Raw genomic sequence first — 13,955 nt, forward strand, 5'->3', positions numbered from 1 at the left:
AAAAGTAAAACTTATGCAACAATTTAAGTTGTCCTGGCAAGTTAGTAAGAGCTGACCTCGTGGTCAGCTCTTATCCTATACATATATTAATGCATGTCATATGGACATATAGTCATATGCATATTTTGTGTTGGACAACCATCTATTGCCAAATAGTACAGACAAACCTTGTGCGTAATTCGTATGATGAATCATCACAGGAGGTGTTGTAGTTGAGTCTCTTAGTTGGCAAGAAGAAAAGTGTACTACCGTTGAAAAAACGTGTAACCATTAAAAAAAGTGGCGTTAAGCTCCACAAAGTAGGTGGCTGTGGCTGCCACAAAAAAAGAAAAACTGGAAAAAAAGGTTGTCACAAAGTTGTTGTAGTCAAACTTCGTCGCAGATGTTGTAAGAAAGGCCCGAAAGGAGATCGTGGTCCACGCGGTTTCAGAGGCTTTCGTGGTGAAATGGGTGCGACAGGAGCACAAGGTTTACATGGAGTAACCGGAGCAACGGGAGCAACAGGTGCAGCAGGTACAGGTTCTACAGGAGCAACGGGTGCGACAGGAGCAACAGGTGCAAAGGGTGCAACCGGAGCAACTGGCCCAACAGGTCCGACAGGACCAAAAGGGAAACACGGTGAAGATGGAGAACGTGGGCCTAGAGGTGCAACAGGTGCAACGGGTCCATACGGGGTAGGTCCGATGGGACCAATGGGGCCTGCGGGGCCAACAGGAGCTACTGGGATACAGGGGCTAGCGGGAGCGACAGGTGGAACTGGGGCAACTGGAGGAACAGGAGCAACGGGTGCAGGAGAAATGGGACCAATGGGTCCAATGGGTCCGATGGGACCAACAGGACCAGGAGTAGGTGATACTGGAGCTACTGGTGCAACGGGATCAACAGGAGCGACAGGTGCAACAGGATCCACGGGCGCTACAGGAGCAACTGGGGATTTAGGAGATACAGGAGCAACAGGTTCAACGGGGTCAACAGGAGCAACAGGTGCAACAGGAAGTACAGGTGCAACAGGAGCAACTGGCGATGTTGGTGAAACAGGAGCAACAGGTGCCACGGGCTCAACAGGAGATACAGGAGCAACAGGTACAACTGGCGCGACAGGAGCAACCGGAGACGTTGGTGAAACAGGAGCAACCGGAGCAACAGGATCAACAGGTGATACAGGTGCAACTGGAACAACGGGAGCAACAGGAGCAACAGGTGATGAAGGTGTAACGGGAGCAACGGGTTCAACGGGATCCACAGGTGCAACCGGAGCAACTGGAACAACGGGAGCGACCGGAGCAACAGGTGATGAAGGTGCAACGGGAGCAACAGGAGCAACGGGCTTAGATGGATCAGGTTCTATTATTCCTTTCGCATCGGGGCTTCCAGCTACTTTAACTACGATACTTGGTGGTCTAGTCGGAACATCGACACTTGTAGGCTTTGGTAGCAGTGCTCCAGGCGTAAGTATTGTTGGTGGAACAATTGATCTTACAGGTGCTGCTGGAGGCTTGCTAAACTTTGCTTTCTCAGTTCCACGTGCAGGAACAATTAATTCACTTGCTGCTTATTTCAGTAATGTTGTAGCACTTACGCTTGTAGGTTCAACGGTTACAATTACGGCACAATTGTATAGCTCAACTACGCCGGACAATATTTTCACAGCAATACCTGGCGCAGTAGTTACATTGGCACCTCCGTTGACTGGTCTTATCTCACTTGGAGATAATTCAAACGGAGTAGTAACAGGGTTGGGCATTCCAGTTACATCAGAAACACGCTTACTGCTAGTTTTCTCAGCTACGGCTACTGGTGTTACATTGATCAACACAGTTGTAGGATATGCAAGCGCTGGGCTTGAAATCGTTTAATTGTAAGCCAAAGAGAGCTAACCCATAGGGGTTAGCTCTTTCTCTTTTTCAACTTTCATTACTCAATGTCGAATTCTTTCATTTTATTATAGAGTGTTCCACGCGAAATGCCTAGGAGCTTAGCTGCTGCGCTTTTATTTCCTGCCGTTTTGGCTAGTGCCTCTTCGATTAATGTAATGTCATCACTTATACTCCCTTTTTCCTTTAAAATCATCGTCACTGACTCATCGTCCTGAACCAAGCGCGATTGCTGCTCTTGGAGAGCTGGAGGGAGTTGGTCTAAAGTCAACATTTCATCTTCATTTAAAATAATGCTGCGCTCGATGACATTTTTCAATTCTTGTATATTGCCTGGCCACTCGTATTGTGTTAATGCCAATATGACTTCTGGTGCTAACGATGGAGCAGGTTTCTGATAGTGCATCGAAAATTGTTTGAGATACATATGAACCATCGCTGGAATATCCTCGATACGCTCACGTAGAGGCGGAATTCGGATGGACACAACATTTAGGGCGTAGTACAGATCTGTCCGGAATTCATGCGCAGCAAGCTTGCTGGCAAGATCCTGTGTCGTAGCAATAATAATGCGTGTCCTCACATTGATAGGTTGGTTCCCACCAGATCGGACAAGTGTCTGCTGTGTGATATAGCGATATAGCTTGGCCTGGAGATCCAGTGACATTTTCTCAATATCGTTAATAAATAGTGTACCCTCTTTGGCCTGTTCTAATTTACCGGGTTGTCCACTTTCGCTTCCGCTGAAGGCGCCGCCTTGATAACCGAAAAGTTCGGTTTCCAATATCCCAGCAGGTACGACACCGCAATGAATGGTTAAGAAAGGCTGTGCTGAGCGCGAACTAGATTGGTGAATGATCTGCGCCAATTGCTCTTTTCCTACCCCGGATTCGCCTATTAGAAGGACAGGGGTTTCGGTAGCGGCGACTTTTTTGGCCCATTGGATGACCTTGCCGATGGCAGGCCCTTTTCCTTTGATTAGAGCAAATGGGTCATCATGTGATGCTTCCAAAGGGAGTCCGACAGACTCGACAGTTGTTAATTGTTCATTCAATCGCACCAATTGTGTAATATCTTGTTCGGTTGCAATTCCGCCAATAATGGTGCCCGCGGCATCTTTGATCGGTGAGGCATTGATAAGGACATGCGTTTCAGGTCGTGGGCGGTGATACGTATTACGGATGAGCCTGCCTTCATCTAACATTTTAAGAACCATCAAATTTTCGATGTCAAAATGCTCTCCAATCCGCTTGCCCACAATATCTGCTCGCGGCAGCCCGTAAAGATCTTCTGCGACAGGGTTCCAGCAAATGACGGCACCTTCCCGATCAACAACGGTTACGGCATCGGTCACGGTGTCTGCTAGCGCAGCAAAGTAGGCGTACCACTTCTGTGCTTCTTTCATTGCATAGTCCGCATACCCAACGGAAGTGAGATAACCAACAATCGTACCTTCTTCATCTAGGCATAGCATGTTGCGTTTCATTCGATTTTGAAGTTCGTGCTTATTTGCTTGTGTGGTTAAATGCGCCAGAGCATACAACGGAGTAGTGAAAAACGATGTCATTTGCAGTAATTCAGCCACATGCACAGCCGAAAAAACATGCAAAAGCCCCATATCCTCAGGAGTGAATAATGCCACGGTTTGATCGGAATGAACAAGTACGGCCATGCCTTTAAGAAGCAAAGCAGTAACCTCCGAAAGCTCTGTCTCAATAGGAAGTGTTTGAAACTGTGTGTTCAATGGAAAGTGTTCAGGAATGAACATGTTGCCCCTCTTTTATCCGCCTTATTTGGTATTAATTTACCATGAAAAGGTAGGTGATTCAACACATCTTGGACCTCGTATGAATATTGTACAGATATGAAACGATTTTAATGGTTTTGTGTACAAGTTTAAATTATTTTGAACAAATAGTGTTCAAAAACAAAAATAAAGTGTATAATCCAATTATAAATTAAACATAAGTGTTCAATTACTTCTTGGAGGCAACCATAGATGGAACTCATGATGCGTAATATGTTTCAATCCCTAGGTAAAAGTCGCGCAGCCAATCGCTTAGCGAAAAAATATGGACTCCGCTTTGGCGCTGCACGTTTTGTGGCTGGAGAAACGATCCAACAATCCATTAACGCGGTGCGTGGCTTGAATCAAGATGGCCGCGTAGCAACGTTGGATCATTTGGGTGAGTTTGTTTTTAGCGTGGAAGAAGCATTAGAATCGGCTGCCATGTGCATCCAAACGTTGGACGCAATTGCTGAGTCGGGTGTTCGCTCCAATTTATCCTTGAAAATGACTTCCTTAGGATTGGATATTAGCAGAGATCTATGTGTAAGCAGCATGAAACGGATACTAGATCGGGCTCGTCTCCATGGGAATTTTGTCCGTATTGATATGGAGGATTATGCGCATTGTCAAGTATCGCTTGATATTTACCGTGAGCTTCGCCAGGAATATGACAATGTTGGGATTGTGATTCAAGCGTACCTGTTCCGTACCCTGCAGGATATGGACGATCTGAATCAGCTTGGTGCCAATTTGCGTTTGGTAAAAGGCGCTTACAAAGAGTCTCCAGAGGTTGCTTTTCCAGAGAAAAGTGCCGTCGATGAGAATTACAAAGTTATTATTCAGAAGCATCTATTGAATGGACATTATACAGCTGTCGCCAGCCATGATGAGGCGATTATTCATTTTACGAAACAATTTGTACGTGAGAATAATATTGGAAAAGACCAATTCGAGTTCCAAATGCTTTATGGCATCTGTGAAGATTTGCAAAAGCAGTTAGTGAAAGAGGGCTACCGCGTTCGCATTTATGTGCCATATGGTGTGGATTGGTTCGGTTATTTCATGAGAAGGTTAGCGGAACGTCCAGCTAATGTCTGGTTTGTTCTTAAAAATATGTTCAAATAAATAAGCTTTCTATTCGGAGAGGAGCCATTATACATGACTACATTAACAACGAAGGTAACGCCATACACGAATGAACCGTTTACGAATTTTGCACTAGAGGACAATGTGAAGGCAATGCAAGCGGCGATCGCGAAGGTGAAAGGTGAACTCGGACTTGAGTACCCCCTCTACATTGGTGCAGAGAAAGTCATGACTGAAGCGAAAATTACTTCGATTAACCCAGGGAATGTGGATGAAGTTATTGGTTATGTGAGTAAGGCGGACCAGGCTTTGGCTGAAAAAGCAATGAACGTCGCACTCGAAACTTTCGAGTCCTGGAAAAAGGTTCCCGCTAGAGAGCGCGCGGAATATTTGTTCAAAGCCGCTAAGCTTATGCGTGAGAGAAAGCATGAGTTTTCAGCACTGATGATTCTGGAATCCGGCAAAAACTACGTTGAGGCCGATGTCGATACGGCGGAAGCGATTGATTTTATCGAATTTTACGCGCGTGAGATGATTCGTTTGAGCCAAATCAATGAAGTACAACCATTGGTACGAATTCCTGGTGAGAACAATCAGATTTCTTATATTCCGCTAGGTGTTGGTGTTGTGATTCCACCATGGAATTTCCCGTTGGCGATTTGTGTAGGGATGACAGTATCTGCTGTTGTTTCAGGTAATACGGTATTACTGAAGCCAGCGTCTACGACGCCTGTGATCGCGCACAAATTTGTAGCTTTGATGGAAGAAGTAGGTATACCAGCTGGTGTCATTAACTTCATTCCGGGTAGTGGTGCTGAAGTTGGCGACTATTTGACGACACATCCGAAAACACGATTCATTTCCTTCACAGGGTCCAAAGAGATTGGCTTACGTATCAACAGACTTGCAGCAGACGTTGCCCCAGGTCAAATTTGGATTAAGCGTGTAATTGCTGAAATGGGTGGCAAAGACGGTATCGTCGTTGACGAAACAGCAGATCTGGATGCAGCAGCGGCTGCAATAGTAGCTTCCGCTTTTGGCTTCCAAGGTCAAAAATGTTCCGCTGGTTCCCGCGCCATTATCGTAGAATCGGTCTATGATGAAGTGGTTGAAAAGGTTGTAGCCTATACCAACAGAATACAAAGCGGTTTGCCTGAAATGAACTTCGCGGCAGGTCCAGTTATTGATAAGACGTCGTATGAACGGATTTTGGACTATATCGAAGTTGGTAAAAGCGAAGGAACACTGCTAGTTGGCGGCGGCAAAGCGGAAGGTAATGGTTATTACATTCAGCCAACCGTGTTCGGTAATGTTAGCGGCAAGGCCCGCTTGATGCAGGAAGAGATCTTTGGACCGGTACTCGCGATTGCGAAAGCAGCGAATTGGCAAGAAGCTATCGCGATGTACAATGATACGGAGTTCGGATTGACGGGTTCGTACTTCTCCACAGATGAAGATCGCATCGCAGAAGCGTTGGAAACCGTGCATTGTGGTAACTTGTACATTAACCGCAAATGTACGGGAGCACTTGTCGGCGTGCACCCATTCGGCGGATTCAACATGTCCGGTACGGACTCCAAAGCTGGCGGCTACGACTACTTGATGCTGTTGACACAAGCGAAGATGACTTCGCGCAAAGTGTAAGAGATTAACACCCATATCCGATGTAAGATAGAGTCTGTCCCAGGAGCTTAGCGGTTTGATACATTAAACCTGCTAAGTTCCTTTTTTCGTTTCTACTTCTCAGAAGACCACGCAAGATAAGGTGATGGCATCATCTTATCTTGAATGTTTTCTCATTTCTACTGGAAATAAAGTGATCGTATAACGCTAAAGCGTTGAAATACGCAGGAAACTTCGATTTTGGAGCTTTTAGCGTTATCGCGTAACGTTATTGTTCACCTGGTCGTCCATTAGCACGGATTAGCGTTTTCCCATAACGTTATTTAAAGTAGTTGCATCCTCAAAATTGAACTGGCACATACCCCTCCATCTATAAAAAGTTGCCCCATAGTCAAGGATTTGAGATAATGCACATAGTGAAAATAGATGAATGGGAGTGACATCCGTGAACAAGCAGCAACCGACACAACAAACACTAGCTTTTATTGGTTCTTACGCCGATGCGAAGAATCCAGGGGTATATACGGCACAATATGATGCAGAAACAGGGAGTCTGACATTAAAACACAACGTCTCGGGGTTGCAAAATCCAACTTTTCTTGCTGTCGATGCAGACAATGCAAGACTTTACGCACTTGGTGAAGGTGTTGGCACAGAGGGGCAGAAATGTGGAGCAGCTAGCGCCTATACAATTAATCTGGACACTGGTGAATTAGATCTACTCAATCATGAAAACACCTTGCCAGCTACAACTTGTCACATTCAGTTAGACAACATGAACCAAGTGGTGATGGTAACTAGTTATCATGGTGGTATGGTGGGGCTATCGCCGATTCTAGCGGATGGACAAATTGGGATTTCTGCTGATATTCGGCAGCATGAGGGTTCAAGTTTACTTCCCGTACAGGATCGACCGCGTGCGCATTCTGTTTTCGTAGATCGTGCGAATCGCTTTATCGGTGCTTGTGATTTAGGACTTGATAAAATTTTTCTATATAAATTAGATCTCGTAGCGAAACGTCTCATCCTACATGATGAAGTCTCAGTCCAACCTGGGTCTGGACCACGACATTTTGCATTTCACCCATCCTTCGAGTTTGGATATGTGATTAATGAGCTTGGGTCTACAGTGACGGCGTTTGGCTATGACGAAGAACGAGGACAACTTTCTGAATTTCAAAATATAACAACGTTGCCAGTCTCCTATGATGGTGAAAATGCTTGCGCCGACATCCATATCTCACCTGACGGTCGTTTCCTGTATGGTTCCAATCGTGGACACGATAGCATTGTTGTCTATGCCATTGATGAACTAACAGGCCATCTCACGCTAGTTGAACATGCGCCTACGCTAGGTAAGCATCCCCGTAACTTCGGGATTTCACCAGATGGTAAATTTGTATTAGTCGCGAATAAAGACTCTGACAATATCGTAAGTTTTTCACGTGATGAGGCTACTGGGAAGCTGGTTCCGACAGGGAGTGTGCTCGAGATGTCACAACCAGTGTGCATTAAGTTTCTCGAGGTATAATGACTCCTTTTACAGAGCGAGTAATCCACGTCATTGGATCCATTCCCGAAGGCAAAGTAATGACATATGGTCAGGTTGCGCGGCAAGCAGGGAGTGCTAGAGCGGCGCGGCAAGTTGTACGCATTATGCATACGATGAGTAAGAAGCACCGACTCCCTTGGCATAGAGTAATTAATATTCGAGGTGAAATTGCTATCCAAGATGATGAAGGTGCGCAGTTGCAAAGGTTTTTGTTAGAGTCGGAAGGTGTTCAGGTTTCGGATGAGCTAACAGTTTCTCTTGAGAAATATCAAGTTCGATCGGAAATGGAATAATAAACAAATAATATGACATTGGTTGTGAAGCATTCGCCGTTTTTATCATGGTTACTGAGGATTAAGTCCTTTCAGTGATTGTGGTGAGAGCGGCGTTTTGTTTTGCATTCATAGGAGGAGAGAATGGAAGAGCCCCTCTAAGTCGATGGACATGAAGATCCAGTAGTTAGTTAAACGCCCAAAAATCTGAAAACAACACATAAAGAGTTACAAAGTTTCAAAGTGGCGAATAGACTACTGTAATACAAGGCCATACGGACAGGAGGCATGTTATGAGTGACAGAACCCTTTATCTATTCGATGGCATCAATAAGACCTCAGTGAAACTAATTGTCGAGCAAATTATGAAGATTAATCAAAGTGATGATGACAAAGACAAGAAGGAAAAGGACTTTAAACGCGTGCCCATCGATCTGATCATCAATAGTAACGGAGGCAGCGTATACGATGGCTTTGGTCTGATTAATGTGATCGAAAACAGTAAAACACCCGTTCACACCTATGTGTACGGACTCGCCGCCAGTATGAGTCTGTTGATCGCGGTTAGCGGTCACAAGAGACACGCAGGCAGGCTAAGCACCTTCATGTATCATTCCGTGTCAACACATATTGATGGGCATTTGGAGCATTTGAAGAATCGGGTAGATGAAACACAGAGGCTGCAGAATATCTACGATGAATGTATCTTGTCCAAAACGAATCTGCAAGCCGAAGAACTGGCTCGCGTGAAAGAGCATCAACGAAACTGGTATATGAGTCCTGAAGAGGCGTTAACCTATGGTATCATTGATAGCATCGTTTAGGCATAGCTGGAGAGAAGCCCAAGGGATTCTCTTTTTTCTTTGTTTTTTTCGAGCATTTGGTGTTTAATTGAGAGAAAGAGACATGGAGCGGCAACGACTGCTTCCGACTGCAAAGGAGACTTACTGTGTACAAAATTGTATTTTTTGATATTGATGGCACGTTAATTAATGAAGACAAGCAGGTGCCTGAAAGCACCGTTAAGGCGATTCACGAATTGAAAGCAAGCGGAATTGAACCCGTTATTGCAACAGGACGAGCTCCTTATTTCATCAAGCCACTGGCCGAGCTGCTTGGCATTGATTCCTATGTATGTTTAAATGGCGGATATGCCGTGTATAAAGGCGAGCCACTTTACCACCGTGTAATCGCCAAGAGTGCAATTGAAGCTCTAGTTGCAATAGCTGCTAAGCATCAGCATTCACTTGTATTTGAGGGCCAGCATGCATTTGCGACGGATGCGCAGGATCATCCATTTGTACATAGCTCAGTTTCCTCATTAAAAGTTGATTTACCAAGCTATGATCCGCATTTTTGGAAATCGAACGATATTTATCAAATTTTCCTCCATATTGAAGCGAAGGATGAACATCTGTACGAAGAGCTGCTATCGGAGTTTAAGCTCATCCGTTGGCACGAGCATGCGATGGATGTATTGCCAGCAGGTGGTTCTAAGGCGCAAGGTATCGCCGCGATGCTGGAGCTGGTCGGCTTGAAGCCGGAAGACGCCGTTGCTTTCGGTGATGGTTTGAATGATATGGAGATGCTCTCTTATGTCGGTTTCGGTATCGCAATGGGCAATTCCCACAAAGATTTATTGCCATACGCAGATCACGTTACGACGCATGTGGATGAAGAAGGCGTACGTAACGGCCTTGTCACAGCAGGACTACTATAAGATAGAACGCTAATAAATAGGGTGATTAGGATGAAAATTGCTTTTTTTGATTCAGGTCTAGGTGGAATCACGGTGTTGAACGAAGCCATGAAGAGAATGCCGCATGAAGATTATATTTATTTTGCAGATACGGCGCATGTTCCCTATGGTGTTAAATCGAAAGATGAGGTTCTAGCCTTCGTCAAGCAATCCGTTGATACGATTATTCAGGAGGACATCAAGGCGCTAGTCATTGCATGTAATACTGCGACGAGCATTGCGATAGCTGAGCTGCGCAAGATATATTCGATCCCCATCATTGGGATGGAGCCTGCCGTGAAGCCAGCCCTAGAGATGAATCGCTCATCAGGCAAAAGAGTGCTTGTATTCGCAACGCAGCTTACGTTACAGCAAGCGAAATATAGAGAGCTCGTTTCACGAATCGATGATATGGGAATGGTAGATTCAGTGCCGCTGCCTGAGCTTGTAGAGTTTTGTGAAAATCTCTTGATGGATGGACCGCAGATTATGGATTATTTTAATCAAAAATTGGCGCCTTTCGATCTGACAGCCTACGGTACCGTCGTGCTGGGCTGCACACATTATCCCTTTTATAGCAGGATTTTAAGTCGGATTCTACCGAGTCACATTCACATTGTAGACGGAAGCAAAGGGACTGTGAATCACTTAATGCAGGTGTTACAGGACAGTGACCAGCTGCAGGGCTCAGGGAACGCACAAGTGAAATGGATGTGCTCTAGCTCGGATACCGCTTACATAGCGAAAATGAGAAAGGCGCTAGCCGTTCTGCAAGCTGCACAATAACAAAAAGCAGTCTAAACCTAGAATAAACTAGGTGTAGACTGCTTTTTTGTGATGAATTAGATACGAATCTCGAGAAGCTCGTAACTAATGATGCCCATAGGTGCGTTCACACTTATGATATCTCCTACTGACTTATTCATGAGAGAAATGCCAAGTGGGCTTTCGTAAGAAATTTTATTTTCGTTGACATCGGCTTCGGAGCTGCCGACGATTTTGTATTCGATCTTTTCGGCAAATTCCACATCATTCAATACGACCGTAGAACCAACTTGCACTTTGGATGTGGAGGTATTCGTTACTACCTTTGCCTTTTTAAGCATTCGTTCAATCGTTAATACGCGTGTTTCCATAAAAGACTGGTCATTCTTCGCAGAATGATACTCACTATTTTCCTTGAGATCACCGTAGGAGATAGCCAATTTAATACGTTCTGCTAATTCCCTGCGTTTCACTGTTTTCAGATCTTCAAGCTCTAGCTCTAAACTGCGTAAACCCTCTGGGGTTAAAATGATTTCATCATTAGACACAAGCCAAGCACCTCGTTTCATTCGATATTAGCTATACTACTAAAGTCTATGAGACAAGTAAAGCAATCGCCATAAGGAATTATTTGTGGAGATGGCACTAGACGGGATGTTCACACGGTTATGTTGATATTCTTCCTAAAATATTCCTACACAATCTAGACAATTGTGAATTTTTAAGTAATTTTAACAGATAAAGGCGGTAAATACTTTTAATTGATAGACAACCTTTTGTTCAGCTACTATACTAACATAGCATGAGAAGTTTCTGCGTGTTTACAAAAACTTAATATGAAAAAAATTTCGACAAAATTGTAATTTTTAGCATACAAAATAAGGAAAGTGTGACAACCTACATGAGAATTAATACTAGAATTATTTATATCACTTTTATTATTGTTATTTTGTTGTTAGTTACGAACAATACATCCTACTATTGGTACACCAAATCACTGTTAACCAAGTCGCTATCTGAGCAGATGGCATCCGCAGCGAACCAAATTCGAACCTCGATTGAGCAGTCGGAGGCAGGGGCCTTTTACGTCGAGGATTTAATTGGCGAACAATTGCGTTCCGCAGCCATCATTGCTAAGAGTAAGCTTAACCCAGATATTGATAAAGTAACGAATGAGCAATTAGTTGCTCTTGCCGCTGAAGCAAATGTAGATGGATTTTCACTCATGAAGCGAAGTGGTGTTGGGGATGACATTATGGTTAGTAAATCATCTGAACCTAAAGAGCTTTCTATCACAAGTACAATCTCATTTGGCTATTGGTTCACGGCTTTTGATCAACTGCTAAAATTCAAAAACGTCACCATCTCGGAGGGTTACAAGCTGCCGAATTTCTGGACGGGTATTTATGAAGTGCCAGCTTCTGGATCTAGTGATATTAGTAAATTCGGCTATTATTACGACGGAACGACGAATTATCTCATTTGTGCGTTTGTGAATGCGAATAAGATTCAGAAGTTCAAGGACATCGTTGGTTCAGATACGATTGTGAAAAAAACACTGGCTTCAAACCCAGAGATCTTGGAGATTGCTGGACTTAATGGGAAGACATTTGGAACCCAACCGAAGGAATTTAGAAAGGCTAATGGTGAAAGTTTCGTCTCTGTCTATGATCGCCCCTTGCTCTTCGGTACGTATAATATGAGAAATGCGAATGATTATAACAATTTTAAGCTTGCCATAGCGAACGGTGAACCTGTAAGTGTAGTAGAAAGTTATCATGGAAAGCCGATTCTAAAGACATTTGTGTATGTCCCGATTAAAGCGAAAATAACGGAAGTTCAACGTGAAATTCCTTATGTTATTACGATCGTTTCCGACTATCAGACCATTCAAAAGGCGTTATCCAGCCAGCTTGTTCGTGTATTAATAATCATCGTACTCTTTACCGTGTTTAGCTGTATTCTTGTGATTCTGATATTTGGCTTCTTTTCGAAATCACGTGAAACAGCTGTTCAGACCACACAGGAAATGTACATTCAAAATGTGGATCTCATGTTTGCAACGATTCGCAGTCAACGTCATGATTTCCTTAATCACGTGCAAACACTTTATGCTTTATTGACCAATGGAAAGAAAGAAGATCAAATGAAGTACATGGAAGAATTAATTGAGGAAATTAATGAGGTCAATGACATTATTCGAATTGGTCAGCCTGCTATCGCCGCTTTAATTCAATCGAAAATTACTCTCGCCATGAGAACCAAAGTTGCCTTTAGCTATGAATTCAAGGGTCTGGATGGGTTATCACTCGGAGTGAAATCGGTGGATCTCGTGAAAATTATCGGCAATTTAATTGATAATGCTTTTGACGAGGCAAGTAAATTTCCAGTTGAAGAGCGTGAAGTGTCTGTTACCGGTTGGAAGGAAGCGAATGATGTCAAGATTTCCGTGAAGAATCGGGTAAGTTCTGCGTTTAATCTCGAGGAAGAGACGGATTTATTCACAATTGGTTATAGTACGAAGTCAGAAGGTGGGCATCAAGGGCTCGGCCTGCCGGTAGTAAAAGAACGTGTTGAGTATTATAGGGGTACAATCGAGGTTAAGGTAGAAGATGGCTTCATATGCTTCGAGCTATCGATTCCTATGCAATAAATTAAAAAATCGCTATTTGGTCAGCCAAATAAGCGATTTTTTGTTCATTATGTGAGGGAATAAGGCAAATAGGGCAAGACATAGTTCCAGAAAGGAAGTAGTAGGCAAATGATTAGGAGCAGCCAACGAAATACCGTTTCACTCGCTGAGCCCGTATCGATGGCAATCCATTTGGGAACCAAACGTATTTTGAGCGGAATTGGCCAGAACAGCTGGACACCTCGATCATTCAACAGGTCAATTAATGGATGTGAGGCATAAGCAAGGATGAATACCCAGAAATACAAAGGGGTTAGTGGTAGGCTGATCACCGCTAGCAATGCCATAAAGAGCAAGGAGTGTGTTAATGTTCGATGCTTAATTTTCAAAACATGTAGCAAAGCAGATAACGGGAACAGAACCTTGGCCATCGTGGACCCTGGTTTATCAACGTCGGCTAAGGTGCCTGCCAAGCAACCAAGTAATATGGAGCCTGCGGCATCCCAAGTGAAGAAGCTGATGTCGCCATGAATGAGTACAATTTCGGCAGCAATCATTCCAGCAACACTATGTGTCTTTTGCAGCATAACAAAACGCCTTCCTATCTTATCAATGAGTTCGATA

The 13,955-nt window shown here is 44.0% G+C and carries 12 protein-coding genes; 9 read left to right on the forward strand and 3 right to left on the reverse strand.

What is annotated here, in order from left to right; genetic code table 11:
- Positions 1–212: 212 nt before the first annotated feature.
- The gene (locus AC58QT_RS00645) at positions 213–1,856 is read left to right on the forward strand and encodes an exosporium glycoprotein BclB-related protein (protein WP_497407309.1); all 1,644 of its coding nucleotides are present in this window, start codon (positions 213–215) and stop codon (positions 1,854–1,856) included.
- A 58-nt stretch (positions 1,857–1,914) separates the two neighbouring features.
- Here the strand turns inward: AC58QT_RS00645 and AC58QT_RS00650 are convergent, their stop codons facing one another.
- Positions 1,915–3,642 (reverse strand): sigma-54 interaction domain-containing protein, encoded by a 1,728-nt coding sequence (locus AC58QT_RS00650; RefSeq protein WP_497407310.1) that lies wholly within the window; start codon positions 3,640–3,642, stop codon positions 1,915–1,917.
- A 231-nt stretch (positions 3,643–3,873) separates the two neighbouring features.
- On the opposite strand from AC58QT_RS00650, the gene AC58QT_RS00655 reads away from it, so the two are divergent.
- The 7 genes from AC58QT_RS00655 (at position 3,874) to murI (ending at position 10,720) form a co-directional block, all read left to right on the forward strand.
- The gene (locus tag AC58QT_RS00655; protein ID WP_497407311.1) at positions 3,874–4,788 is read left to right on the forward strand and encodes a proline dehydrogenase family protein; all 915 of its coding nucleotides are present in this window, start codon (positions 3,874–3,876) and stop codon (positions 4,786–4,788) included.
- A 33-nt stretch (positions 4,789–4,821) separates the two neighbouring features.
- The gene (gene pruA / locus AC58QT_RS00660) at positions 4,822–6,393 is read left to right on the forward strand and encodes an L-glutamate gamma-semialdehyde dehydrogenase (protein ID WP_497407312.1); all 1,572 of its coding nucleotides are present in this window, start codon (positions 4,822–4,824) and stop codon (positions 6,391–6,393) included.
- A gap of 424 nt (positions 6,394–6,817) precedes the next feature.
- Positions 6,818–7,903, forward strand: coding sequence for a lactonase family protein (locus tag AC58QT_RS00665; RefSeq protein WP_497407313.1), 1,086 nt, complete (start codon positions 6,818–6,820; stop codon positions 7,901–7,903).
- Positions 7,903–8,217 carry an MGMT family protein gene (locus AC58QT_RS00670; RefSeq protein WP_497407314.1) on the forward strand — a complete coding sequence of 105 codons (315 nt, stop codon included), beginning with the start codon at positions 7,903–7,905 and terminating at the stop codon, positions 8,215–8,217. The genes AC58QT_RS00665 and AC58QT_RS00670 overlap by 1 nt, the downstream gene beginning before the upstream one ends.
- Before the next feature lie 272 nt (positions 8,218–8,489).
- Positions 8,490–9,020, forward strand: a complete 531-nt coding sequence (locus AC58QT_RS00675) for an ATP-dependent Clp protease proteolytic subunit (protein ID WP_310226673.1) — start codon at positions 8,490–8,492, stop codon at positions 9,018–9,020.
- 125 nt (positions 9,021–9,145) lie between these two features.
- Entirely contained in the window at positions 9,146–9,916 is a 771-nt protein-coding gene (locus tag AC58QT_RS00680; RefSeq protein WP_497407315.1) for a Cof-type HAD-IIB family hydrolase, read from the forward strand.
- Positions 9,917–9,946: 30 nt separating this feature from the next.
- Positions 9,947–10,720 (forward strand): glutamate racemase, encoded by a 774-nt coding sequence (murI, locus tag AC58QT_RS00685; RefSeq protein ID WP_497407316.1) that lies wholly within the window; start codon positions 9,947–9,949, stop codon positions 10,718–10,720.
- Between the two features lie 56 nt (positions 10,721–10,776).
- Here murI and greA read toward each other — a convergent pair whose 3' ends face one another.
- Complete coding sequence (greA, locus tag AC58QT_RS00690) at positions 10,777–11,247, reverse strand: transcription elongation factor GreA (protein ID WP_497407317.1); 471 nt, start codon at positions 11,245–11,247, stop codon at positions 10,777–10,779.
- A gap of 353 nt (positions 11,248–11,600) precedes the next feature.
- Here greA and AC58QT_RS00695 point away from each other — a divergent pair, with 353 nt between their 5' ends.
- Positions 11,601–13,352 (forward strand): sensor histidine kinase, encoded by a 1,752-nt coding sequence (locus AC58QT_RS00695; protein ID WP_497407318.1) that lies wholly within the window; start codon positions 11,601–11,603, stop codon positions 13,350–13,352.
- 47 nt (positions 13,353–13,399) lie between these two features.
- Here the strand turns inward: AC58QT_RS00695 and AC58QT_RS00700 are convergent, their stop codons facing one another.
- Positions 13,400–13,918, reverse strand: a complete 519-nt coding sequence (locus tag AC58QT_RS00700; protein ID WP_497407319.1) for a metal-dependent hydrolase — start codon at positions 13,916–13,918, stop codon at positions 13,400–13,402.
- Positions 13,919–13,955 lie beyond the last annotated feature (37 nt).

The sequence above is a fragment of the Paenibacillus sp. J31R109 genome, assembly GCF_059692055.1.